The sequence below is a fragment of the Streptomyces sp. NPDC058741 genome (genome assembly GCF_042746715.1).
In the GTDB taxonomy this organism is placed as follows: Bacteria; Actinomycetota; Actinomycetes; order Streptomycetales; family Streptomycetaceae; genus Streptomyces.
On sequence record NZ_JBHYQH010000039.1, the window covers coordinates 44,202 to 66,824 of the forward strand.

Sequence of the window (22,623 nt, forward strand, 5' to 3'; positions counted from 1 at the left end):
GACATTGTCCATCCCCCCGGCCCGGCTCCGACCCGTCCGTCCCCCGGACGGGGTGGTACTCGGTGTATCAGTCCCGGCTGCCGGGGTCCCCCACCAGCGTGCCGATCTTCTCACCCTTGACGGCCCGCGCGATGTTGCCCTCGGTCAGCAGCTCGAAGACCACGATCGGGAGCTTGTTGTCACGGCACAGGGTCACGGCCGTCGCGTCGGCGACCTTGAGGTCGCGCGTGATCACCTCGCCGTAGCCGAGATGGTCGAACTTCACGGCGTCCGGGTTGGTCTTCGGGTCGGAGTCGTAGACCCCGTCCACACCGTTCTTGCCCATCAGCAGCGCCTCGGCGTCGATCTCCAGGGCGCGCTGGGCGGCGGTGGTGTCGGTGGAGAAGTACGGCATGCCCATACCCGCACCGAAGATCACCACGCGGCCCTTCTCCAGGTGCCGTACGGCGCGCAGCGGGATGTACGGCTCGGCGACCTGGCCCATGGTGATGGCCGTCTGCACGCGGCAGTCCACACCGACCTTCTCCAGGAAGTCCTGGAGGGCGAGGCAGTTCATGACGGTGCCGAGCATGCCCATGTAGTCGGAGCGGGCACGGTCCATGCCACGCTGCTGGAGCTCGGCGCCGCGGAAGAAGTTGCCGCCGCCGATGACGACCGCGATCTGCGCTCCGTCGCGCACGACGGCCGCGATCTCGCGGGCGATCTTGTGCACCACGTCGGGGTCGACGCCCAGGCCCCCACCACCGGAGAAGGCCTCTCCGGACAGCTTCAGCAGAAACCGGCCGCGTACTTTGCCGTCGTCGCTCTTCTGGGCCTTGGTGGTCATGGGGTTCCCGCCTCTTTCACGTGTTGCACATACCAAGAAGGCCATTGCCGGTGGGGCGTGTTTCGCATCCCATACGGCAATGGCCTCCTCGTCAGATCTGCTGTCGTCCGCCACCCATGTGGCGGCGTACGCGGACGACTGCTGTCGACCCTATCGGGGCCGGGCGTCGATCGCGGTACGGACTCAGATGCCGACCTTGATGCGCGTGAAGCGCTTCAGGGCGACACCGGCCTCGTCCAGGACCTTCTGGACCGACTTCTTGTTGTCGAGCGCGTAGGGCTGGCCGAGCAGCGTGGCGTCCTTGAAGAAGCCGTTGAGGCGACCCTCGACGATCTTCGGCAGGGCGGCCTCGGGCTTGCCCTCGGCGCGGGTGGTCTCCTCGGCGATGCGGCGCTCGGCCTCGACGACCTCGGCCGGGACCTCCTCCTTGGAGAGGTACTTCGGCGCGAAGGCGGCGATGTGCTGGGCGATGCCCTTGGCAACCTCGGCGTTGGGCTTGTCGAGTTCGACGAGGACACCGATCTGCGGCGGCAGGTCGGGCATCGTGCGGTGCATGTAGGCGAGCACGAAGCCGTCGGCGAACTGCGCGAAGCGGTCCAGGACGATCTTCTCGCCCAGGTTGGCGTTGGCCTCGTCCACGAACGCCTGGACGGTCTTGCCGGGCTCGATCTCGGAGGCCAGCAGGGCGTCGAGGTCGGCCGGGGAGGCCTTGGCGACGTGCTCGGCGATCGCGGTGGCGGCGGCCTGGAACTTGTCGCCCTTGGCGACGAAGTCCGTCTCGCACTTCAGCTCGACGAGGACACCGGAGGAGTTGTCGTCGGCGATGATCGAGACCACGGCGCCGTTCTCGGCGGAGCGGCCCTCGCGCTTGGCGACGCCCTTCTGGCCCTTGATGCGGAGCGCCTCGACGGCCTTCTCGACGTTGCCCTCGGCCTCGTCCAGCGCCTTCTTGCAGTCCATCATGCCGGCGCCCGTGAGCTCACGAAGCTTCTTGACGTCGGCGGCGGTGTAGTTCGCCATGAGTCTGTGAATCTTTCTCGAAGTCTGGGAGATCGGAGATCCGCTGATGCGCCCCAGGGAGCCAGAGGGCGCTGTCCTTCCGCTGTCCTACGGGTGAACGGCGGGAACGGACTTCCCCGCGCCGAAGGCGCCAGGGGATGGGTGCCGCTCCCGCCGTCACCTCGGACTGACGGGTCAGGCCTGCTCGGCCTCGGCCGGCTGCTCGCCCTCGGCGGCCGGGGCGGCCTCGGCGGGCTTGTCGGCCTCGGCCGGCTGCTCGCCCTCGGCGGCCGGGGCGGCCTCGTCGGCGGGGGCGGGGGCGGGCTCGTCGGCCTTCTTCTCGCCCTCGAGCAGATCGCGCTCCCACTCGGCGAGCGGCTCGCCCGCGGCCTTCTCGCCCTTGCCCTCGGTGGCGACACCGCTGCGGGCGATCAGGCCCTCGGCGACGGCGTCGGCGATGACGCGGGTGAGCAGGGTGACGGAGCGGATCGCGTCGTCGTTGCCCGGGATCTTGTAGTCGACCTCGTCGGGGTCGCAGTTGGTGTCGAGGATCGCGACGACCGGGATGTTCAGCTTCCGGGCCTCACCGACGGCGATGTGCTCCTTCTTGGTGTCCACGATCCAGACGGCACTCGGCACCTTCTGCATCTCGCGGATACCGCCGAGGGTCTTCTCCAGCTTGGCCTTCTCGCGGGAGAGGACCAGGAGCTCCTTCTTGGTCAGACCGGAGGCCGCGACGTCCTCGAAGTCGATCTGCTCGAGCTCCTTCAGGCGCTGCAGGCGCTTGTAGACGGTCGAGAAGTTGGTGAGCATGCCGCCGAGCCAGCGCTGGTTGACGTAGGGCATGCCGACGCGGGTGGCCTGCTCGGCGATGGCCTCCTGCGCCTGCTTCTTCGTGCCGACGAACATGACCGTGCCGCCGTGGGCGACGGTCTCCTTGACGAACTCGTAGGCGCGGTCGATGTACGACAGCGACTGGAGCAGGTCGATGATGTAGATGCCGTTGCGCTCCGTGAAGATGAAGCGCTTCATCTTCGGGTTCCAACGACGGGTCTGGTGACCGAAGTGGACGCCGCTCTCCAGCAGCTCCCGCATCGTGACGACGGCCATGGCCGTATCTCCTTGAATGTTCTCGGTTGTGCCGCGGATGCCGGACGGCTTCCGCGCCTGACGCCCGCTGTGCGCCGTGCCACGAGGGACCGAGGGGCGCTGATACGACCCGTTTCCGGGGTGCGTACCGGGGCGTGCGAAGTCGACCCGGTGGCCCGGGTCGCCACCAGAAGTGTACGGGACCCGCGGGGCCCCGGGTGACGCCGTTGTCCACAACCGGGCACCGGTCCACAGGAGCGGGGGGTGGCGACCGGTGATCCGGGACGCTTCTCGCATGCGAGCGAAGCGATCTGTGCGTGTGATCACGCGCCTGGCCCTGCTGCTGGTCCTGACGGCCGCGGCCCTGCTGGCACCGCCGCCGCCCCTGTTCGCGGCGGACACCCCCGTCCCGGACGGCTCCGTACCGGACGGCCCCGTACCGGACGGCCCCGTACCGGACGGCCCCGTACCGGACGGCCCAGTGCCGGACGGCCCGGTGCCGGCGGTGGGGCGGGGGTGGCCGGTCGGCTCACGCCCCGCGGTCCTGCGCGGCTGGGAGCCTCCGGCGACGGTCTACGGTCCGGGCCACCGGGGCGTGGACCTGGCCGCCGCACCGGGCATACCGGTGCGGGCGGTGGCGGCGGGGACGGTGTCCTTCGCCGGCCGGGTGGCGGGCAGGGGGGTGGTCTCGGTGGAGCTGTCGGGGACGGGCGCCCCTCCCCTGCGCACGACGTACGAACCGGTCACGCCGTCCGTCGAGGAGGGCACGGAGGTGGCACCGGGCGAGGTCATCGGCACGGTGGAGGCGAAGGGCTCGCACTGCACGGCGACGACCTGCGTGCACTGGGGCCTGCGCAGGGCCGGGGGCTACCTGAATCCCTTGTCCCTGCTGCCGCCGTGGCTCCTGCGCGCAGGCCCGTCACGGCTGCTGCCGCTCGTGTGAGCCCGGGCCGGGGCCCGGCTCAGCCCCGGACACCCCGCAGAGCCATGGAGACGGCCGCCTCCGTGACCGCCCCGGGCTCCTCCGCGCCCAGCTCGATCCGCCGCACCGCCGCGTCCACGACCCCCTGCACGAGCATCGCCGCGAGCCGGGGCTGCTCGTGGCCCAACTCCCCCAGAGCGTCGACGATCAGCGCGACCAGCCCGCCGTGGGCGGCCCGGATCTTCTCCCGCGCTCCGGCGTCCAGCTCGCTCGCCGAGATCGCCACCACGGCCCGGTGCCGCCGGTCCCCCACCAGCTCCAGCTGCCGGCGCACATACGCCTCGACCTCGGCCTCGGTCGTCCCCGCGCGTGCCATCGCCGCCGACACCTCGGCCGCCCAGACCGGGAAGTCGACCTCGCACAGTTCCTCGACCACGGCGGCCCGTGACCGGAAGTACTCGTAGACGGACGAGCGCGCGAGGCCCGTCCGCTCGGCGAGGGCCGGGAAGGTCAGCGCCTCCGTACCGCCCTCGGACAACAAGGAACGAGCCGCGTCCAGCAGGGCGGCTCGCTGCATCGACCGGTGCTCGGCCACGGAGGCCGCTCGAATCCTTGGCACGCCGACCACTGTACGGACGCGCCGGGCCCGTGGGGAGTGGCTCCCCCCGTCCGGCACCGCCGGGTCCGCTCAACGGCCGAAGCTCGCCAGCTTCGCCCGTAATTGGAGCACCGACTTGGTGTGGATCTGACTGACCCGGCTCTCCGTCACACCGAGCACGTTGCCGATCTCGGCCAGGGTGAGGCCCTCGTAGTAGTACAGCGTGACGACCGTCTTCTCCCGCTCGGGCAGCGTGTTGATCGCCCGGGCGAGGAATCTCCGCAGCTCCCGGTCCTCGGCGACCTCCACCGGGTTGTCCGCGGCCGTGTCCTCCAGGGTGTCCATGACGCTGAGCCCGTCGCCGCCCTCGCCCCCGACGTGCAGCAGCTCTTCCAGGGCCACCACGTTGGCCAGCGACAACTGGCTGAAGACCGCGTGCAGTTCCTCCACGGCGATGCCCATCTCGGCGGCCACCTCGCCCTCGGTGGGAGTCCGGCGCAGGCGCGCCTCCAGCGTGGCGTAGGCCCGTTCCACGTTGCGCGCCTTCTGCCGTACCGAGCGTGGGATCCAGTCCAGCGCCCGCAGTTCGTCGATCATCGCACCCCGGATCCGGGTGATCGCGTACGTCTCGAACTTGATCTCGCGGTCGAGGTCGAACTTCTCGATCGCGTCGATCAGCCCGAACACCCCGGACGAGACGAAGTCCGCCTGCTCCACGTTGGACGGCAGGCCCACGCTGACCCGTCCCGCGACGTACTTGACCAGCGGCGAGTAGTGCAGGATGAGCTGCTCCCGCAGCCGCTCGTCCCCCGTCGCCTTGTACGACCGCCACAGCTCGTCGAGCGTCGAGGGAGCGGGCGGCCGCACGCTGCCGCCGTCACGGGCGGCTGCGGGAATCGCCGCCCGGTCGGAGCCGGAGGTGTGCTGGGGCATTCGTCGCCTTGTGCCGTTCTGCTGCGGAGTGGTGTCGCTGGCGTGAGCTGTCTGTCTGATGTCGAGTTGCCTGTCCGTGTCGGGATCCTCGTGAGCGTAGCGTGACTGCGGTGTCGCGGTGCGCGAAGAGTGAGGACCGGAGCGGGCGTAGAGTCGTTCCGGAAGGTGGTCCGCCCACTCGCGCGAACGGCTCCCTGCGATCACCGCAGAGGCCCAACTGGGCGCATTTCCAAGGGCTGTAGGGGTTCCCCCGGACGGCCGAACAGGAGCGGTCAACACGGCTCCCGATCACGCCGCGCCGACGTCACCGCCTGGCGTGTCAACTTCCAGCCCTCGCCATGTCGTTCGACGTAACCGAGTGCGCGGAGTTCGTACAGTCTCGCGACCGCGTCGTCGGGTGCGGTCTGCGCGCGGCGCGCGATCTCGTCCGGCCGGGCGGCCCGGCGCGTCGGCAGCGCGGCCAGCACCTGCCGGGTGGCCGGATCCAGCAGGTCCCGGGGCAGGACGGGGCCGCGCCGGTCGGGAGCGAGCTGTCCGATGTCGCCGACCAGTTCGACGACGTCGGCGGCGTCGGTGACCAGGACCGCCTCGCCGCGCAGCAGATCGTGCACTCCCGCGGAGAGGCCGCTGGTGGCGGGGCCCGGGACGCCCATGGTGTGGCGGCCGAGACGCTGCGCCGCCCGCGCCGTGACCAGGGAGCCGCTGCGCAGGGCGGCCTCGACGACGACGGTTCCGCGGGTGAGGGCGGCGATCACCCGGTTGCGCAGCAGGAAACGGCTCGGGGTCGGATGCTCGCCAGGCGGCAGCTCGCCCATGACCAGTCCCTGTTCGGCGATTCTGCTGATCAGCTGGGTGTGTCCGCGCGGGTAGGGCTGGTCGAGCCCGCAGGCGAGGACGGCGACGGTGGCGCCGCCGGCGCCGAGTGCCCCGCGATGTGCCGCTCCGTCGACGCCGTAGGCCCCGCCGGACACCACGACCCAGCCCTGCTCGGCGAGGCCGGCGGCGAGGGCGGCCGCCATGTGGGCCCCGTACTCGGTGCAGGCGCGGGCCCCGACGAGGGCCACGGATCTCAGCGCCCACATCCGCAGGCTGGCCCTCCCCCTCACCCACAGCCCGAGGGGCCGGGAGTCCCCGAGATCGTCGAGCTGGCCCGGCCACTCGGTGTCCCCGGGGCACACGAACCGCACCCCGGCGCCGCGGGCGACGGCGAGGTCCTGCCGCGGCTGCGCGACCGCGGCCCGGGCGAGCAGTCCGGCCCACCGCTTCCCGCTCACCCCTGGCAGCGCCGTCCCGCCCTCCAGCAATCGCCGCGCCACTTCCCCGGCCCCGAGCTCCCGCACCCACCGCCCGCCGGTCTCGTCGCCCGGTTCGATGACCCGGGTGAGGAAGACACGGGCGAGCAGGTCGTCGTCGGGCACCCCTGGCCCGCTCACGTCCGCGCCGCTCACGTCCACGCCGCTCACGCCGGCGCCCCGATGGCCATGGGCACGCCCCGCGGCACACCGGTGCGCAGCTGGAGCGCGAGGGCGACGTCCGTCGCGTCGGGCCGGTCGTGGCCGACGAGGTCGGCGACGGTCCAGGCGACGCGCAGGACGCGGTCCAGTCCGCGGGCGGTCAGCACGCCCCGCTCCAGGCTCCGCTCGGCCGCGTCCATCGCTCCGGGCAGGGCACACCAGTGGCTGCGCAGCTCGCGGCCGGGCACCTCGCTGTTCGTGCGCCAGGGCGTACCGCTGAGGCGCTCGGCGGCCCGTTCCCTGGCCGCCCGCACCCGGTCGGCGACCGTGGCGGTGGACTCGCCCCGGGCACCGCGGGCGGTCAGCTCGGTGCGGGTGACGCGGTCCACCTCGACCCGCAGGTCGACGCGGTCGAGCAGCGGGCCGGAGAGCCTGGCCTGGTAGCGGCGGATCGCCGAGGGCGGGCACTCGCACAGGGTGTCCCGCTGCGAGAACCGGCCGCAGGGGCACGGATTCGCCGCGAGCACCATGAGGAACTCGGCCGGGAAGCGCACCACGCCCGCACTGCGCGCGATCACGACGTGCCCGGCCTCCAGCGGCTGGCGCAGGGCGTCCAGGGCCCGGCCACTGAACTCCGGGGTCTCGTCCAGGAAAAGTACGCCCCGGTGGGACAGCGAGACCGCGCCGGGCCGGGCGACGCCGGGGCCGCCGCCGACCAGTGACTGCATGGTGGCCGAGTGGTGCGGGGCGCAGTACGGGGCGACGTCGATCAGCGGCTTGCCGGGAGGCAGCAGGCCGGCCACGGAGTGGACCGCGGTGACCTCCAGCGACTCCTGCCGGCCGAGCCGGGGCAGGATGGCGGGGAGCCGCTCCGCGAGCATGGTCTTGCCGGCTCCGGGAGGGCCTTCGAGGAAGAGGTGGTGCCCGCCCGCCGCCGCCACTTCCACGGCCGTGCGCGCCGAGGTCTGCCCGACGACGTCCGCCAGGTCGTGCCCGTGGTCGTGCTGGGCCGCGCCGGCGCTGTGCATGCCGGTCGCCGCGCCCGTGCCCGGCACCCGCAGACCGGCGAGGAGGGGGTCGGGGCGCCCCTGCTCGTCCGGCTCCTCGTCCGGCACGGGTTCGTCGGTCAGGACGGAGATCAGCTGCCGCAGGCTGCGCACACCCAGCACGGACACCCCGGGCACGAGCGACGCCTCGGCGGCCGCGCACTCCGGCACCACCACCTGTTCGTAGCCCGCGTCCGCCGCCGCCAGCACCGCCGGCAAAACGCCCCGCACCGGCCGCACCCGCCCGTCCAGGCCCAGCTCGCCGATCATCACGATGTCGGCGAGGACCCGCGGGTCGATGCGTTCGGCCGCGCCCAGGACGGCCGTCGCGACCGCCAGGTCGAAGCCGCTGCCGGACTTGGGGACGGAAGCGGGGCTCAGGCCCACCGTGAGCTTCTTCTGGGGCCAGGCCGCGCCCGAGTTGACGACCGCCGCGCGGACTCGGTCGCGGCTCTCCGTGAGGCTCTTGTCGGGCAGCCCCACCAGCGTGAACGCCGCGACACCCGGTTCGAGATCCGCCTGGACCTCGACGACCACGCCCTCGACGCCCACCAGTGCCACCGAACACGTACGGGCGAATCCCATCACGCCACCCCCCGCACGTGCTCGACCACGGCGGCACCACGGGCCGGCAGCAGCACGCCGACCAGGTCGATGCGGACCCCGCCGGGCGGAGCGCCCCCGTGGGTCTGGATCCAGCGCTCGGCGAGGTCCCGCAGCCGCTCGGCCTTCCGCGGCGTGACGGCCGCCATCGGATGCTCGAAGGTACCTTCCCTGCGGGTCTTCACCTCGCAGACGACCAGGACGTCGCCGTCCCTGGCCACGATGTCGATCTCACCCGTACGGCCGGAGCGCCAGTTGCGCTCCAGTACCGTCAGGCCGGCTTCGGCCAGCCGTCGTGCGGCCAGGGTCTCGCCGTACCTGCCCATTGCGCTGCGTGCCCGATGTGCGGTCATGTCGGCACCACCTCCGGCACCGACGATCAGGCAGCCGCGCCCGCCGAGTGGATCTTGGTGGACGGCCCGGTGGATGTGGAAAACTCCACCCCCCCTCCCGGGTGATCCCCAGGACGGGAAATCAGCGCGGGCGAACTGAGGAGCGAGCGGTCTCAGCCGCTCGGCAGCTCCAGGTCGCTCTTGTTCAGCTCCTCGATGTTCACGTCCTTGAACGTCAGCACCCGGACCTGCTTCACGAACCGCGCCGGCCGGTACATGTCCCACACCCAGGCATCCGCCATGGACACCTCGAAGAACACCTCACCCTGGACCGAGTGCACCTGCATCTCGTAGTCGTTGGTGAGGTAGAAGCGCCGCTCAGTCTCGATCACGTATTTGAACAGACCGACGACATCGCGGTACTCCCGGTAGAGCTTCAGCTCCATCTCGGTCTCGTACTTCTCGAGGTCCTCGGCGCTCATGGCATGTTCCCCTTCAGCCGTGCGATCCCACCATTGTGCGCCAGTGCCGCGAGCCCCTAGACGATTTCCGGGTCAAGGATCACGGGCCTGGCCGGGGGACCTTCGTCGAGCAGCGTGCGCAGCAGCCCGGCGAGTCTGGTCGGATACACCGTCTCATGTGCCCGGGTCAGTTCCGGACACGTCCACCAGCGCGCTCCGGCGACACTGCGCCGTTCCAGGTCGGTCAGCCCGGCGGCCGCGACCGCCGTACGGTCCGTACGGGCCAGGTAGTACCACTCGTCCTGGTGCCAGCGGCGGCCCGCGAACGGGAACGAGCACGTCCGCCGCCACAGCACCGGGCCGAGCTCGACCTCGGTGATCCCCGTCTCCTCGGCGAGTTCCCGCAGGGCGGCCTCCTCACGGGTCTCCTCGCCCTCCACACCGCCGCCGGGCGTGAACCACCAGTCGTCGGCCGGATCGTCCGGCTCGTGCCCGTGCAGCAGCAGGATGCGGTCGCGCGGGTCCAGCAGGACCACCCGGGCGACCTTGCGCAGCCCGTCCTCGTAGGTGTCCTGAACCGCGCCCGCGGTCTCAGCGGACACCGGCGGGCTCCGCGTCCGCCCGCCGGGCCCGGGCCGCCCCCGCACGCTTGGCCACGGGCCCGTAGGCGCCGCCGGCGAGGACGAGGACCGCGCCGGCGATCACGAGGAGCGTGATCGTCCGCAGCGGTCCGGGCGAGGAGAGGGTGTTGAGGGGCTCGAAGCCGGTGGGACGCTCCACCATGCCCTTCAAGGGCCAGACGACGGCGTCCACGCGCGCGTCCACGGCGGAGCGGGCCACCGTGCCGCGGGCGGCGTCGGTGAGGTGGGCGGTGGAGTCCACGGAGTTGCCGCGCTCGTCGCCGAGCAGGAAGAGACGGCCCTCGGGGACGGTCACGGTCGGGAAGTTGGTCGTACCCGCCGGTGTGCCCTCGGGCAGGTACGTCTCGTCGATCTCCTTGCCGTTGACCTTGAGCCTGCCGTCCTGGCAGCAGGAGACCGTGTCGCCGCCGACGGCGACCACGCGCTTGACCATCGGCGCGTTCGCCCAGGACGTGTCCTGGAAGACGACGACGTCACCCCTGCGCACCTCGCCGCCGTCGACGCGCTGCGCCAGGATCCGGTCGCCGGCGTCGATCGTGGGCGTCATCGAGCTGGTGGGGACGGTGTACGGCCGGTAGACGACCGCTCCCCAGGCGAAGCCCCCGAGGAAAAGCACCAGGCCCAGTGCGACGGCCAGCCCGGACAACCGCTGTCCGGTCCGGCTGCCCACCGGGCCCGTACCTGGGCCGCCGCCGCGCGGGGCCGTGTGCGTCAAGCTCTCGCCACCCATGGGTCCGCACCCTACCCGGGGGTACCGACCAGGGTCAGCCCGCTGCCGGAATCAGGGCTTCCTGCGGCGCCACCACACCACCGGCACGATGCCGGCCAGCGCCAGTCCCTGCGGCGCGAGGGGCAGGACGGCGGCGGTCGCCCGTGCGCTCAGCCCCGGCTGGTCGAAGGTGTCCGGCACCGGCAGGGTGCCCCAGCGGTTGACCGGCCAGGCGATGACGACGGCGCGTCCGACGACGTCCTTCACGGGGACCATGCCGTTGTTCTTGTCCGACTGGTTGTAGCGGGAGTCGCGCGAGTTCTGCCGGTGGTCGCCCATGACCCAGATGAAGCCCTCGGGGACCTTCACCTTGAACCGGCCGCCCTGGTCGTCGACGCTGCACGGCGTGTTGCCGGCGTAGACGTAGGACTGCTCGTTCAGTGCCTTGCCGTTGACCGTCAGCGGGCCGGTGCCCTTGCACTCGATCGTGTCACCGCCGACGCCGACGACGCGCTTGATGAGGTCCTTCTCCTCCGCGGACGGCATGAGGCCGATCCAGCTGAGGAACGTCTGGAGGGCGTTCGGGTCGGTGGTCGGCTCGCCCGCCAGCCAGTTGTCGGGGTCGTGGAAGACGACGACCTCGCCGCGCTCGGGCTCGGAGCCGAACCAGGGGGTGAGCTTGTCGACCAGGACGCGGTCACCCTGCTGGAGGGTGTTCTGCATCGAGTCGGACGGGATGGAGAACGCCTGCACCAGAAAGGTCTTGATCAGCAGCGCGAGCACCAGCGCGATGCCGATCAGGATGGGCAGCTCCTTCCAGAAGGAGCGCGGCTTCCTCGGTGTCCCCGAGGTACCGCCCGGACCTTCGCTCTCGGCTGTGCCGTACTCGCCCGTCACCCTGTCGTCCTCGGCTGCCCCGGAGTCATTCCCTGAGGTCACGGCGCTGTCCGCGGCCGGGACGGTGGATTCCGCCGGGCGTCCGCGGTGCTCCTCGCCGTCGTGTCCGGACCGTGCGCCAACCGCCACATCCCCCACGCCAACTCCTCACTCTGTGCCGCCGCCTGCCCCATCCGCGGCGCAGGCCCACCACTCCCATAACGAGCGGGAGTTCCGCAGGAGTCGGGAGCTGGATCGTTCCGTTCGAATCGTCCGAGGCAACCCTATGCGACAGCCGTGCGGCAGCGGTCGACCCGGTGCCCGAGTCGGACACGGAGGCGTAGGTGTTCGGCTCCTCCAGGGTGGTCCAGTGGCCGAGGGGCCAGGCGATGACCATGGCGCGGCCCACGACCTCGTCCTCGGAGACCGTGCCGCCGTAGTCCGTGTCCTGGTGGGCCCGGGAATCGGCCGAGTTGTTGCGGTGGTCGCCCATCACCCACAGGCGTCCCGGGGGGACCGTGATGTCGAACGGCGTGTCGGAGGGCGCGGCGCCGGGGTAGAGGTAGTCCTCGTTCAGCGGGATGCCGTTGACGGTCACGCGCCCTTGGGCGTCGCAGCACTTGACGCGGTCGCCGCCGACGCCGACGACCCGCTTGATGAGGTCCTTGTCGTTCTCCGACGGCAGCAGGCCGATGAAGGTGAGCCCTTCCTTGACCTGTTTGACGACGATGGGGTCGTTCTTCCTGGTCGTGGTCTGCTCGTCCTGGAGCCAGCCGCCGGGGTCCTTGAACACGACGACGTCCCCGCGCTGCGGCTTGGAGCCGAACCACGGAGTGAGCTTGTCGACCAGCACGCGGTCGCCGATCTGGATCGTCTGCTCCATGGAGCCCGACGGGATGACGAAGGCCTGGACGAGGAACGTCTTCAGCACGAGGGCTATCAGGACGGCGACGCCGACGAGGAGGGGTACCTCCTTGACGGCACCGCGCCTGCGGCGCCGCTTGACCTTGCGCTGGAGCTTGCGCCGTTCGGCTCGCGTCCGGCCGCGGGACGGGCCGGCGGGGCGCCGGGCGCCGGTGGGCAGCAGGTTGTCCGCGGCACTGGCGGGGGCGCCGCGTGGTTTGCCGCGGTTACCCATGGGCGCCCGCCCTTCCGGGCGCGGGCACGCGCGCGTAGGCGCCGGGGCGGTCCAGGCGGGTGGCGTGGGCGGTCGGCCAGACGATCCAGTCGGCGCGGCCGATCACCTCGCCGACCGGAATCATGCCGCCGCCGGGTGAGCCGAGGTGGTCGCGGGAGTCGCTGGAGTCGCTGCGGTGGTCGCCGAGGACGAAGAGCCTGCCGGCGGGCACGACGACGTCGAAGGGGACCGTGGACGGACTGTCGCCGGGGTACAGGAAGCCCGACTCGTCGACCGGCCGGCCGTTCACCCGGATCCTCCCCTCCTTGTCGCAGCAGACCACGTGGTCTCCCCCCACGCCGACAACGCGTTTGACGTAGTCCGCGTGCCCGAAGTACCCGGTCCCGTCGAACACGACGATGTCTCCCCGCTGCGGCACGGCACCGAAACGGTACGCCAACTTGTTTACGAGAACCCGGTCGCCGATCCTCAATGCCTGTTCCATGGATCCGCTGGGGATCTGGAACGGCTGCAGGACGAAGGTGCTCAGCAGCAGCGGGAACAGCATGCACAGCAGGAGGGTCAGGGTGATCCGGCCGCCCGGCACCCGGGCGCTGATCCGCGCCACCAACGCGAAACGCGACCGTCCCTCCGGCTCCCCGGAGTCCGGGGCGGCGGCCTCGGAGTCGGAAGGGCGGGAGGAGCGGTCGCGCTCCGTGTGCTGTGCTTCGGTGTCCATCGGAGCCAGATGCTATCCGGCTCCGGAGTGAACCCCGGAGAGCGCTCAGTTCTCGCGCTTCTCCTTGATCTTCGCGGCCTTGCCGCGCAGCTCGCGCAGGTAGTACAGCTTGGCGCGGCGGACGTCACCCTTGGTGACGAGCTCGATCTTCTCCACGATCGGGGTGTGCACCGGGAAGGTGCGCTCGACGCCGACGGAGAAGGAGACCTTGCGGACCGTGAAGGTCTCGCGCACGCCGGCGCCCTGGCGGCGGATCACGACGCCCTTGAACTGCTGCACACGGGAGCGACTGCCCTCGATGACACGGACGTGCACGTTGACCGTGTCGCCCGGGCGGAAGGCGGGGACGTCGCTGCGCAGCGAGGCGGAGTCGACGGAGTCGAGCAGGTGAGACATTGCGTCTGCTTTCTTCGCTGATGCCACAGGTCATCAGCGGCAACTAGGTGTTTCGGATTTGGGCTGTACACGTCGGACGGGCGTCGTCTCCCCCTGTGGCAGGGGCGCACGCCGGACGGACGCACAACGGCTCGCTATTGTTCCACGCCGTCGGTCCTGCGCCAAAATCGGCCGTAGGGCTCCCCCGCCGGGTCCGGTGCCCAGCCCAGGATGGAGAGCATCTCGCGGTCCTTCTTGTCGAAGGCCTTGGGGTCGCACCGCTCGATCAGGTCGGGCCGGTGGGCGGTGGTGCGCTTGAGGGCCTCGTCCCGGCGCCAGCGGGCGATCTTCCCGTGGTGACCGCTGAGCAGCACCTCGGGGATGTCCCGGCCACGCCACTCGGGCGGCTTGGTGTAGACGGGGCCTTCCAGGAGGTTGGCCATCGCGCCGGGTGCGAAGGAGTCGTCCCGGTGGGACTCGGCGTTGCCCAGGACGCCGGGCAGCAGCCTGGCCACGGCCTCCGTGACGACCAGGACGGCCGCCTCGCCGCCGGCCAGGACGTAGTCGCCGATGGACACCTCGTACACCGGTATCCGTGTGGCGTACTCGTCGACGACACGCCGGTCGATGCCCTCGTAGCGGGCCGGTGTGAAGATCAGCCAGGGGCGCTCGGAGAGCTGGACGGCGAGTTCCTGGGTGAAGGGGCGGCCGCTCGGGGTGGGCACGATCAGGACCGGCTCGCGGGAGCCGGTCTCGTAGCCGTCGGCCAGGACGGAGTCCAGCGCCTCTCCCCAGGGCCCGGTCTTCATGACCATGCCGGGGCCGCCGCCGTAGGGGGTGTCGTCGACGGTGTTGTGCCGGTCGTGCGTCCAGGAGCGCAGGTCGTGGACGTGGACGTCGAGCTGTCCCCGCGCGCGTGCCTTGCCGACGAGGGAGACGTTCAGCGGGTCCAGGTACTCCGGGAAGATCGTGACGACGTCGAGGCGCATCACGACTCGTCCCGGCTGGAGGCGATCTCGGCGCGGTCGTCGATCAGGCCGGGCGGCGGGGTGATGACGGCCTTCTGCTCCTGCAGGTCGACCCCGGCGACGATCTCCTCGACGAAGGGGATCATCACCTCGCTGCCGTCGGGGCGCTCCACGATGAAGAGGTCCTGGGTGGGCAGGTGCGAGATCTCCGTGATGCGGCCGACCTCGGTGCCGTCGGCGGTGACCACGTCGAGGTCGATGAGCTGGTGGTCGTAGTACTCGTCCTCGCCCTCGGGCAGTTCCTCCGGGTCGATCTCGGCGATCAGGAGGGTGTTGCGCAGGGCCTCGGCGCCGGTGCGGTCGCTGACGCCCTCGAAACGCAGCAGGAGGCGGCCGCTGTGCACGCGGCCCGTCTCGATGGTGAGCGGCCCCGCGGAGGCGGGGTCGGTGGCGAGCACGGCCCCGGGGGCGAGCCTCAGCTCCGGCTCGTCGGTGCGTACCTCGACGGTGACCTCACCCTTGATGCCATGGGCACGGCCGATCCGTGCGACTACCAGCTGCACGTGTGCAATCTCCTGTCATACGACTGCGGGCCGGGGACGGCCCTCAGGCCCTCCCCGGCCCTCGGGCCGGTCCGGCGGATCCCGTCGCAGACGCGGGGCCTGGCACATCCGTCTGCCGCGTTGTCGTCAGTCGCCGACGCTCCGCGTCGACTCCCTCCTCCGCCTTGCAGCTGGACGCACCAGGCCCCGCTCATGTGCGCTGAAAGAAACCGCCTGTTTCCTGCGACCTGATCCGCCGGACCGGCCCGAGCCGGTTTGCGACGAGCGTCAGCGGACGTGGTCCACGTCGACGAGGTCGACGCGGACACCGCGACCGCCGATGGCGCCCACGACGGTACGCAGGGCGCGTGCGGTGCGGCCGTTGCGGCCGATCACCTTGCCGAGGTCGTCCGGGTGGACCCGGACCTCGAGCACCCGCCCGCGGCGCAGGTTGCGCGAGGCGACCTGCACATCGTCAGGGTTGTCGACGATGCCCTTCACGAGGTGCTCGAGAGCCTCCTCGAGCATGCTCAGGCCTCGGTCGAAGCGGACTCGGCGGCAGCCTCGTCCTTCTTCTCAGCCTTCTTCTTCTGGGTGATCGCCTCACCCTTGCCCTCGTCGTCACCGCCGAGAGCCTCGAACGACGGGCGCGCGGCCTTCTCAGGGCGCGTCAGGAGCGGGGCCGGAGCCGGCTCGCCCTTGAACTTCTGCCAGTCGCCGGTCTTCTTGAGGATGGCCAGCACGGGCTCGGTCGGCTGGGCGCCGACACCGAGCCAGTACGCCACGCGCTCGGCGTCGACCTCGATCACCGACGGGTTGTACGTCGGGTGGTACTTGCCGATCTCCTCGATCGCACGGCCGTCACGACGGGTGCGGGAGTCGGCGACGACGATGCGGTAGTGAGGCGAACGGATCTTGCCCAGACGCTTCAGCTTGATCTTGACTGCCACGGGAGTGGGTTCTCCTGGATTTGACGTGGTTGGGCACGGCGAGAGAGCCGCGTGGGGTTGCGGTACCCGAGTGCCCGATGGACGCGTCAGCCGGAGGCGAGAGGGTTCCTGTGCGGCTGTCGAGTACAGCTAGTCATTGTGCCACACCCGGGGGCCGCTCCCGGACGGGGTGTGGACCGCTGCCCGGGCATGACGAATCGGCACCCGGCGTGGAGGTGGATCACACCGGGCGCCGATCCGTTCCGGCGGTACGTCTCGACCGGCAGCCACGAGATGCCGGTGCAGGACGTCAGCCGGCCACCGCTCCCGCGCCCACGACGTCGGGGATCCGGAACGGCTTGCCGCAGCCCCCGCAGACGATGGGAGCCTGGGCGAGGACCGACGGGACGACGCGGACGTTGCGCCCGCAGTCACAGACGGCCTTGACCCGGACCCCGCCGCCCGAGGAGCCGTGCCGGGCGGCCGGGCCCCGGAAGGTGCGGGAGGTGTCGGAGGAGGTCGCGGCGGTGTGGGCCTTCAGCGCGCGCTGGAGGCGTTCCACCGTCGGACGGTATCGGCGCTTCGCCTCCGGCGTGAGCGTGACCAGGGAGAAGCCGCTGCTGGGATGCGGTTCCTCGGGGTGGTCCAGGCCCAGCTCCTCGGCGATCGCGAGGAATCTGCGGTTGTGGTAGCGGCCCGCACGGGAGGTGTCGCGGACGCCGCGCGCGGCGGCGATGCCATGGACTGCCTCATGGAGCAGTCGCTCGAAGGAGAGCTCGTGACCGCACGCGGACGACGACTCCCCGATCAGGGACTCTGGCGCGGCAAGGTCGGGCAACTCGGTGTGGTACCGCTGAATGTCGGCCCACGCCTGTGCCAGCTCTGCGGCGAGAACAGGTGGTGTCTGTGTCGTGCTCACGTAATGACAACGAGCCGGAGTGCCCCGGTGTTCCGATTCCGGGCCATCCCAAATAATTTGCACTTACCCGTCAGTTGCCTCTGATGCGTCACGACGAGGGCGCCTGCGCTGATCTATGGAGAAGCCTCGCAGCTCACCACAAGGTGGTGCGTAGCGCCGCGTACGCCCCGGCGCGGAAGCCTGCGCCCGCGCCTGGGGAACTGGGGTTCGTGAGGGCGTAAGAGCCGTTTCGGCAGCCCTGCGCGATCGGGGGCTGTGCATGCATCAGCGTGCGCCGCGCCCGTGACGTTACTCGGGGCGTCACCGCCGTCCGGCAGCGGGCCGTCCTCCGGGGGGCCCGCGTTGCCGGAATGTGAAATCTCGCCACCGGCACATGACATCTCACAAGCCCTGCCGCATTCCACTGGACGACGCGTCGAGGGGGGAGTTACCTGACATAGGGGGTAGTGCGAGCGCACTGTCACGGGGGCCATGGAATCGGGCAAGAGGCAACTCTCGGCGGATTGGGGCGCTTACTCATGACACCTACGCTCGTGCGGCAGCACCTGCCTCACGCGGGGGCCGCACCCCGCGTGGACCTGCGTGCACGCGCGCGTGACTGGTCAGAGATCCAGGAGCGGATGCTCGTACCGCTCTACGAGGCCGTGTACGAGCGACTGGACGTGGGTCCCGCCACGCGGCTGCTCGGCCTCGACTGCGGGAGCGGACTCGCCCTGCTGATGGCCGCCGCCCGGGGAGCGGCGGTCACCGGTGTCGACGCATCCCCCCAAAGAGTGACCCTGGCACGGCAGCGGCTGCTGCCCGACGCCTGGGGCACGCACGGACGCCCGGACGCCCGGCTGGTGGAGGGCTCGCCGCGCGACACGGCGGAGCCGGGCGCTCCCGCGTACACCCTGGTGACGGCCTTCGAGCCGATCGGATGCCTGGCCGGCGACGCCGAGGGGCTCGGCGGGCTGCTCGCGGAGGCGACGCCGCTCGCTGCGCGCGGGGTGGCCGTGGTGCTCGTCGGCTGGGGTCCGCCGGAGCGCTGCGCGACGGCTTCCGTGCTGCGGGTCGCCGGGAAGCCGGCGGAGCCGGTGCGCGGGACGGGCAGCTGGCGCCCGGCCCTGCGCGACGACCTGGAGGAGGTCGCCCAGCGTGCCGGACTGAGGCCGGACGGCTCCGGCCGCGTCGCCTGCCCCTTCGGGTACGCCGACGTGGACAGCGCGGTACGGGGCCTGAAGTCGACGGGTCTGTTCGACGCGGCGATGACGGCGGCCGACCAGGTCCAGGTCGACAAGGAGCTGGCCGGGGCCCTCCATCCCCACCAGCGCGAGGACGGCACGGTGTGGATGCCGAACGTCTTCCGGTACCTGATCGCCCGGACGCCCTGACGGGCGGGCCGGGCCCGTACGAACCGCCGAGGGCGCCCCCCTTTCCCAACGGGTCGCCCTCGGTTCCGCGCGGGACGGGCGGTCAGCCCATGAACTTCTTGAACTCGTCCGGCAGTTCGAAGTCCTTGCCGCCCTGCTGGGGCAGGCCGAAGGCGCCGCCCTCGGCGGCGGCCGCGCGGCGGGCGGCGGCCTCCTGCTCCTGCTGCTTGCGCTTCATCGGGTTGCCGGAGCGCTGCTTGCCCTTGGCCTGCTTCTGCTTCTTCTTGGCCCGGCCGGGGCCGCCACCCATGCCCGGCATCCCGGGCATTCCCGGCATGCCGCCGCCCTGGGCCATGCGGGACATCATCTTGCGGGCCTCGAAGAACCGCTCGACCAGGTTCTTCACGGCGCTGACCTCGACACCGGAACCGCGGGCGATACGGGCGCGGCGCGAGCCGTTGATGATCGTCGGGTCCTGGCGCTCGCCCGGGGTCATCGACTTGATGATGGCCGCCGTGCGGTCGACGTCCCGCTCGTCGAGGTTCTGGATCTGGTCCTTCATCTGGCCCATGCCCGGCAGCATGCCGAGCAGCTTGGAGAGGGAGCCCATCTTGCGGACCTGCTCCATCTGGGCCAGGAAGTCGTCCAGGGTGAAGTCCTGGCCCTTCTTGGACGCCAGCTTGGAGGCCATCTTCTCGGCCTCTTCCTGGCTGAACGTCTTCTCCGCCTGCTCGATCAGGGTGAGCAGGTCACCCATGTCGAGGATGCGGGAGGCCATCCGGTCGGGGTGGAAGGCGTCGAAGTCGTCGAGCTTCTCGCCGTTGGAGGCGAACATGATCGCCTTGCCGGTGATCTGCCGGATCGACAGGGCGGCACCACCACGGGCGTCGCCGTCGAGCTTGGAGAGCACCACGCCGTCGAAGCCCACGCCGTCGCGGAAGGCCTCGGCGGTGTTGACCGCGTCCTGGCCGATCATCGCGTCGACGACGAACAGGATCTCGTCCGGGGAGACGGCGTCGCGGATGTCCGCGGCCTGCCGCATCATGTCCTGGTCGATGCCCAGGCGGCCGGCGGTGTCCACGATCACGATGTCGTGGACCTTGGACCTGGCGAAGTCGATCGAGTCCTTGGCGACCTTGACCGGGTCGCCCACGCCGTTGCCCGGCTCCGGGGCGTAGACGGCGACACCGGCGCGCTCGGCGACCACGCTGAGCTGGTTCACCGCGTTCGGGCGCTGGAGGTCGCAGGCCACCAGCAGCGGCGAGTGGCCCTGCTCCCTCAGCCAGCGGCCGAGCTTGCCCGCGAGGGTCGTCTTACCGGCACCCTGCAGACCGGCCAGCATGATCACGGTGGGCGGCTGCTTGGCGAAGCGCAGCCGCCGGGTCTCGCCGCCGAGGATCGTGACCAGTTCCTCGTTGACGATCTTGAGGACCTGCTGGGCCGGGTTCAGCGCCCGGGAGACCTCGGCGCCGAGGGCACGCTCCTTGACGTTCTTGATGAACGTCCGGACGACCGGCAGGGCGACGTCGGCTTCCAGGAGAGCGATCCGGATCTCGCGCGCCGTGGCGTCGATGTCCGCCTCGGAGAGCCGTCCCTTGCCGCGCAGGTTCTTGAAGGTCGCTGAGAGGCGATCGGAAAGAGTATCGAACACGGCGCTCGCGGTCCTCGGGGTCGGAGACAGACGGGGGAATCGCCCTCCAGGGTATCCCGGCGTGACAAGTCGCCGGGTCGGCCTCACCCCCGCAGTGTCTCCTCCAGTTTCCGCGCCACCGACTCCGCCTCGTCCCCGGGCAGCGGCGCGCCCTCCGGGCCGGTCACGTAGAAAGCGTCGACGGCGTTGGCGCCCAGGGTGCTGACATGCGCGCTGCGCACCCGCACCGTCGCGTCCTCCAGGGCACGGCCGATGCGGAACAGCAGGCCGGGGGCGTCCTGGGAGCGGACCTCGATCACCGTGGCCAGCCGGGAGGCGGCGGGGTGGACCGACACCCTCGGCGGGGGCGCCACCACTCCCCGGCGGCGCGGGTAGGCCGCGTCCCGCTCGGCGAGCCGGGCGGCGATGTCGAGGGAGCCGTCCAGGGCCCGGACCAGGTCCGCGCGCAGCCGGGCGGCCTGCGGCAGGGAGCCGTACTCGGCCGCGACCCGCCAGTCGAGCAGCAGGACGGAGGCGTCGACCCCGTCCGGAAGGCGCAGGGAGCGCAGCTCGGCGGTCCGTACGGTCAGCCGGTGCACTGCCAGGACACCGGCCACCGCGGGCAGCACGCCCGGCTGGTCGGGCACGGCGATGAGCAGTTCCACCCCGAGGGGCTCGGGGTCGCCGGAGGGCTCCTCCCCGGCGGGGGGTTCGGTCTGGGCGCGCAGGGAGAGGACGGGGCTGCCGGTGGCGGCGGCCTCCAGGGCGAGCCGCTCCTGCTCGGCGGTGGGCGCGCTCTCCTCGGGTTCGCCGGGGAGGTCCCCGGCGAACACCGCCGAGACCCGCCGGACCAGATCGGAGACGAGCGAGCTCCGCCAGGACGACCACGCGGCCGGGCCGGTGGCCAGGGCGTCGGCCTCGGTGAGCGCGTGCAGCAGTTCCAGGGTGCCCGGGGCGCCGACGGCCTCGGCGACGGCGCGCACGGTGGCGGGGTCCTCCAGATCGCGCCGGGTGGCGGTCTCGACGAGCAGCAGGTGGTGCCGTACGAGGGCGGCGACGACGGTGACGTCGTGGTGGTCGAAGCCGATGCGGGCGGCCACGTCCTTGGCGATGATCTCACCGGCCACCGAGTGGTCGCCGGGCCAGCCCTTGCCGATGTCGTGCAGCAGCGCGGCGACCAGCAGCAGGTCGGGCCGGCTGACCCGGCGGGTGAACTCCGAGGCGCGCACGGCGGTCTCGATGAGGTGCCGGTCGACGGTCCACAGGTGCACGGCGTTGCGCTGCGGCCGGCAGCGCACCCGCTCCCAGTCCGGCAGCAGCCGGGTGATCAGCCCCTCGGCCTCCAGCGCCTCCCAGACCTCGACGGTGGGGCGGCCGGAGCCCAGCAGGGTGACGAGCTGTTCGCGGGCCTCGGCGGGCCAGGGCGTGGGCAGCGGGCACACGGTGGCCGCCAGGCGCCGTACGGCGTGCAGCGAGAGCGGGAGTCCGGCCTGCGCGGCGGCCGCGGCGGCGCGCAGCGGCAGGACGGGGTCGCGCTCGGGGCGGGCGGCGCGGGCGAGCACCACCTCGCCGTCCTGCTCCACCACGCCCTCGGCGAGCGGGGAGCGCTCGGCGGCCGGTTTCCCGCCGCCCAGTATGGCGCGCAGCCGGGGCCGTACCGCGCGCGAGCGCAGCACGCGCCCCACCTCGCGCCAGGTGACGTCGCTGGCGTACGAGACGAGCCGGGCCGCTTCGTAGACCTGCCGCAGCAGCGTGTCCGCGTCGAGGAGGCCGAGTCCGGCGGCCACCTGGTCCTGCTCCTGCAGGGCGAGCCGGTCGGTGGCGCGCCCAGTGGCCAGGTGCAGGGCGTCCCGGACGTCGAGGAGCCGGCGCCGGGCGTCGGCGAGTCCCTCGCGCGGGGCGTCGGCGAGCCAGGAGGCGGCGACGGCCCGCAGCACGGTGGCGTCGCGCAGTCCGCCGCGGGCCTCCTTCAGGTCGGGTTCCAGCAGGTACTGCAACTCGCCCTGCCGCTCGGCGCGTTCGGCGCACAGTTCCTGCAGTTCGGGCAGGCGCTTGGGCGCCTGGTTGCGCCAGTCGGCCAGCACGGCGGTGCGCAGGGAGGCGGTGAGGCCGAGGTCGCCGGCGATGTGCCGGGCGTCCAGCAGGCCGAGCTGCGCCTTGAGGTCCTCGCCCGCGGTCCTGCGGGCCTCGGCGGGGGTGCGCACCGAGTGGTCGAGGTCCAGGCCCAGGTCCCAGACGGGGTACCAGAGCCGGTCGGCGAGGGCGGCGACCGCCTTGGGGTCGCCGCCGTCGTGCAGCAGGAGCAGGTCGAGGTCGCTGCGCGGGGACAGTTCGCCGCGTCCGTAGCCGCCGACGGCGACCAGGCTCACGCCGCGCAGTCCTTCCGCGCCCGCCGCGAACAGGCCGGTGAGCCAGTCGTCCGTGAGGTCGGCCAGGGCCGCACGGCGCGGCGGCCCGGACCGCGCCTCCTCCCACGTGTGTGCAGCCGGGCCGCCCCCGCGGCCCCCGGGGGGCCCGAACAGAGCAACACTAGCCCAAAGAAGAAAACCCAAACCGCCCCCAC

Annotated in this window: 23 protein-coding genes and 1 pseudogene; 2 read left to right on the forward strand and 22 right to left on the reverse strand. The window is 71.7% G+C overall.

From position 1 onward, the window contains the following. Window positions 1–67: 67 nt before the first annotated feature. The 3 genes from pyrH to rpsB form a co-directional block, all read right to left on the reverse strand. The gene (pyrH, locus tag ACFW6P_RS25675) at window positions 68–826 is read right to left on the reverse strand and encodes a UMP kinase (RefSeq protein ID WP_386358324.1); all 759 of its coding nucleotides are present in this window, start codon (window positions 824–826) and stop codon (window positions 68–70) included. Window positions 827–1,009: 183 nt separating this feature from the next. Next, window positions 1,010–1,846, reverse strand: coding sequence for a translation elongation factor Ts (gene tsf / locus ACFW6P_RS25680; RefSeq protein WP_386358323.1), 837 nt, complete (start codon window positions 1,844–1,846; stop codon window positions 1,010–1,012). Window positions 1,847–2,020: 174 nt separating this feature from the next. After that, window positions 2,021–2,935, reverse strand: a complete 915-nt coding sequence (rpsB, locus tag ACFW6P_RS25685) for a 30S ribosomal protein S2 (protein WP_386424932.1) — start codon at window positions 2,933–2,935, stop codon at window positions 2,021–2,023. 274 nt (window positions 2,936–3,209) lie between these two features. Here rpsB and ACFW6P_RS25690 point away from each other — a divergent pair, with 274 nt between their 5' ends. Beyond that, entirely contained in the window at window positions 3,210–3,857 is a 648-nt protein-coding gene (locus ACFW6P_RS25690) for a murein hydrolase activator EnvC family protein (RefSeq protein WP_386424935.1), read from the forward strand. Between the two features lie 19 nt (window positions 3,858–3,876). On the opposite strand, the gene ACFW6P_RS25695 is transcribed toward ACFW6P_RS25690, so the two are convergent. The 17 genes from ACFW6P_RS25695 to ACFW6P_RS25775 form a co-directional block, all read right to left on the reverse strand. Then, on the reverse strand, window positions 3,877–4,431 hold the full coding sequence (locus tag ACFW6P_RS25695; protein ID WP_386358369.1) for a TetR/AcrR family transcriptional regulator: 555 nt from the start codon (window positions 4,429–4,431) through the stop codon (window positions 3,877–3,879). 93 nt (window positions 4,432–4,524) lie between these two features. After that, on the reverse strand, window positions 4,525–5,367 hold the full coding sequence (whiG, locus tag ACFW6P_RS25700) for an RNA polymerase sigma factor WhiG (protein WP_386358317.1): 843 nt from the start codon (window positions 5,365–5,367) through the stop codon (window positions 4,525–4,527). Between the two features lie 272 nt (window positions 5,368–5,639). Beyond that, the gene (gene dprA, locus ACFW6P_RS25705) at window positions 5,640–6,830 is read right to left on the reverse strand and encodes a DNA-processing protein DprA (protein ID WP_386358316.1); all 1,191 of its coding nucleotides are present in this window, start codon (window positions 6,828–6,830) and stop codon (window positions 5,640–5,642) included. Continuing rightward, window positions 6,827–8,452, reverse strand: coding sequence for a YifB family Mg chelatase-like AAA ATPase (locus ACFW6P_RS25710; RefSeq protein WP_386358314.1), 1,626 nt, complete (start codon window positions 8,450–8,452; stop codon window positions 6,827–6,829). The genes dprA and ACFW6P_RS25710 overlap by 4 nt, the downstream gene beginning before the upstream one ends. Continuing rightward, window positions 8,452–8,853, reverse strand: coding sequence for a YraN family protein (locus ACFW6P_RS25715; RefSeq protein ID WP_386358368.1), 402 nt, complete (start codon window positions 8,851–8,853; stop codon window positions 8,452–8,454). The genes ACFW6P_RS25710 and ACFW6P_RS25715 overlap by 1 nt, the downstream gene beginning before the upstream one ends. 122 nt (window positions 8,854–8,975) lie before the next feature. Next, on the reverse strand, window positions 8,976–9,284 hold the full coding sequence (locus tag ACFW6P_RS25720; protein WP_003993268.1) for a DUF2469 domain-containing protein: 309 nt from the start codon (window positions 9,282–9,284) through the stop codon (window positions 8,976–8,978). A gap of 56 nt (window positions 9,285–9,340) precedes the next feature. Continuing rightward, window positions 9,341–9,865, reverse strand: a complete 525-nt coding sequence (locus ACFW6P_RS25725; protein ID WP_386358313.1) for an NUDIX hydrolase — start codon at window positions 9,863–9,865, stop codon at window positions 9,341–9,343. Continuing rightward, the gene (gene lepB, locus ACFW6P_RS25730; RefSeq protein WP_386358311.1) at window positions 9,855–10,634 is read right to left on the reverse strand and encodes a signal peptidase I; all 780 of its coding nucleotides are present in this window, start codon (window positions 10,632–10,634) and stop codon (window positions 9,855–9,857) included. The genes ACFW6P_RS25725 and lepB (ACFW6P_RS25730) overlap by 11 nt, the downstream gene beginning before the upstream one ends. Before the next feature lie 51 nt (window positions 10,635–10,685). Beyond that, the gene (lepB, locus tag ACFW6P_RS25735) at window positions 10,686–11,648 is read right to left on the reverse strand and encodes a signal peptidase I (RefSeq protein ID WP_386358309.1); all 963 of its coding nucleotides are present in this window, start codon (window positions 11,646–11,648) and stop codon (window positions 10,686–10,688) included. Continuing rightward, window positions 11,536–12,627 (reverse strand): signal peptidase I, encoded by a 1,092-nt coding sequence (lepB, locus tag ACFW6P_RS25740; RefSeq protein WP_386358307.1) that lies wholly within the window; start codon window positions 12,625–12,627, stop codon window positions 11,536–11,538. Before lepB (ACFW6P_RS25740) ends, lepB (ACFW6P_RS25735) begins: the two co-directional genes overlap by 113 nt. Next, entirely contained in the window at window positions 12,620–13,345 is a 726-nt protein-coding gene (gene lepB, locus ACFW6P_RS25745) for a signal peptidase I (RefSeq protein ID WP_386358305.1), read from the reverse strand. Before lepB (ACFW6P_RS25745) ends, lepB (ACFW6P_RS25740) begins: the two co-directional genes overlap by 8 nt. A 45-nt stretch (window positions 13,346–13,390) precedes the next feature. Further along, window positions 13,391–13,741 carry a 50S ribosomal protein L19 gene (gene rplS / locus ACFW6P_RS25750; RefSeq protein WP_125504003.1) on the reverse strand — a complete coding sequence of 117 codons (351 nt, stop codon included), beginning with the start codon at window positions 13,739–13,741 and terminating at the stop codon, window positions 13,391–13,393. Window positions 13,742–13,875: 134 nt separating this feature from the next. Further along, entirely contained in the window at window positions 13,876–14,709 is an 834-nt protein-coding gene (gene trmD, locus ACFW6P_RS25755) for a tRNA (guanosine(37)-N1)-methyltransferase TrmD (protein ID WP_386358303.1), read from the reverse strand. After that, window positions 14,709–15,251 (reverse strand): ribosome maturation factor RimM, encoded by a 543-nt coding sequence (rimM, locus tag ACFW6P_RS25760; protein WP_386424938.1) that lies wholly within the window; start codon window positions 15,249–15,251, stop codon window positions 14,709–14,711. Before rimM ends, trmD begins: the two co-directional genes overlap by 1 nt. Window positions 15,252–15,518: 267 nt before the next feature. Further along, entirely contained in the window at window positions 15,519–15,758 is a 240-nt protein-coding gene (locus ACFW6P_RS25765; protein ID WP_003973401.1) for an RNA-binding protein, read from the reverse strand. 2 nt (window positions 15,759–15,760) lie between these two features. Beyond that, on the reverse strand, window positions 15,761–16,180 hold the full coding sequence (gene rpsP / locus ACFW6P_RS25770) for a 30S ribosomal protein S16 (RefSeq protein WP_386358300.1): 420 nt from the start codon (window positions 16,178–16,180) through the stop codon (window positions 15,761–15,763). A gap of 289 nt (window positions 16,181–16,469) precedes the next feature. After that, window positions 16,470–17,078, reverse strand: a complete 609-nt coding sequence (locus tag ACFW6P_RS25775; RefSeq protein ID WP_386358298.1) for a hypothetical protein — start codon at window positions 17,076–17,078, stop codon at window positions 16,470–16,472. 518 nt (window positions 17,079–17,596) lie between these two features. On the opposite strand from ACFW6P_RS25775, the gene ACFW6P_RS25780 reads away from it, so the two are divergent. Further along, window positions 17,597–18,451 (forward strand): class I SAM-dependent methyltransferase, encoded by an 855-nt coding sequence (locus ACFW6P_RS25780; RefSeq protein WP_386424940.1) that lies wholly within the window; start codon window positions 17,597–17,599, stop codon window positions 18,449–18,451. A gap of 82 nt (window positions 18,452–18,533) precedes the next feature. Here the strand turns inward: ACFW6P_RS25780 and ffh are convergent, their stop codons facing one another. Then, window positions 18,534–20,081: a signal recognition particle protein gene (gene ffh, locus ACFW6P_RS25785; RefSeq protein WP_386358294.1), complete on the reverse strand. Its 1,548-nt coding sequence runs from the start codon at window positions 20,079–20,081 to the stop codon at window positions 18,534–18,536. A gap of 83 nt (window positions 20,082–20,164) precedes the next feature. After that, window positions 20,165–22,590 (reverse strand): annotated as a pseudogene (locus tag ACFW6P_RS25790) ([protein-PII] uridylyltransferase). Window positions 22,591–22,623: the final 33 nt, after the last annotated feature.

Excerpts from the sequence above, each read along its gene's own strand:
- rpsB (WP_386424932.1), bottom strand. The coding sequence starts at position 2,935 with ATGGCCGTCGTCACGATGCGGGAGCTGCTGGAGAGCGGCGTCCACTTC.
- lepB (WP_386358305.1), bottom strand. The coding sequence starts at position 13,345 with ATGGACACCGAAGCACAGCACACGGAGCGCGACCGCTCCTCCCGCCCT.
- ACFW6P_RS25690 (WP_386424935.1), top strand. The coding sequence starts at position 3,210 with ATGCGAGCGAAGCGATCTGTGCGTGTGATCACGCGCCTGGCCCTGCTG.
- lepB (WP_386358311.1), bottom strand. The coding sequence starts at position 10,634 with ATGGGTGGCGAGAGCTTGACGCACACGGCCCCGCGCGGCGGCGGCCCA.
- lepB (WP_386358307.1), bottom strand. The coding sequence starts at position 12,627 with ATGGGTAACCGCGGCAAACCACGCGGCGCCCCCGCCAGTGCCGCGGAC.
- ACFW6P_RS25710 (WP_386358314.1), bottom strand. The coding sequence starts at position 8,452 with ATGGGATTCGCCCGTACGTGTTCGGTGGCACTGGTGGGCGTCGAGGGC.
- ACFW6P_RS25780 (WP_386424940.1), top strand. The coding sequence starts at position 17,597 with ATGACACCTACGCTCGTGCGGCAGCACCTGCCTCACGCGGGGGCCGCA.
- ACFW6P_RS25765 (WP_003973401.1), bottom strand. The coding sequence starts at position 15,758 with ATGCTCGAGGAGGCTCTCGAGCACCTCGTGAAGGGCATCGTCGACAAC.
- ACFW6P_RS25720 (WP_003993268.1), bottom strand. The coding sequence starts at position 9,284 with ATGAGCGCCGAGGACCTCGAGAAGTACGAGACCGAGATGGAGCTGAAG.
- pyrH (WP_386358324.1), bottom strand. The coding sequence starts at position 826 with ATGACCACCAAGGCCCAGAAGAGCGACGACGGCAAAGTACGCGGCCGG.
- tsf (WP_386358323.1), bottom strand. The coding sequence starts at position 1,846 with ATGGCGAACTACACCGCCGCCGACGTCAAGAAGCTTCGTGAGCTCACG.
- trmD (WP_386358303.1), bottom strand. The coding sequence starts at position 14,709 with ATGCGCCTCGACGTCGTCACGATCTTCCCGGAGTACCTGGACCCGCTG.
- rplS (WP_125504003.1), bottom strand. The coding sequence starts at position 13,741 with ATGTCTCACCTGCTCGACTCCGTCGACTCCGCCTCGCTGCGCAGCGAC.
- whiG (WP_386358317.1), bottom strand. The coding sequence starts at position 5,367 with ATGCCCCAGCACACCTCCGGCTCCGACCGGGCGGCGATTCCCGCAGCC.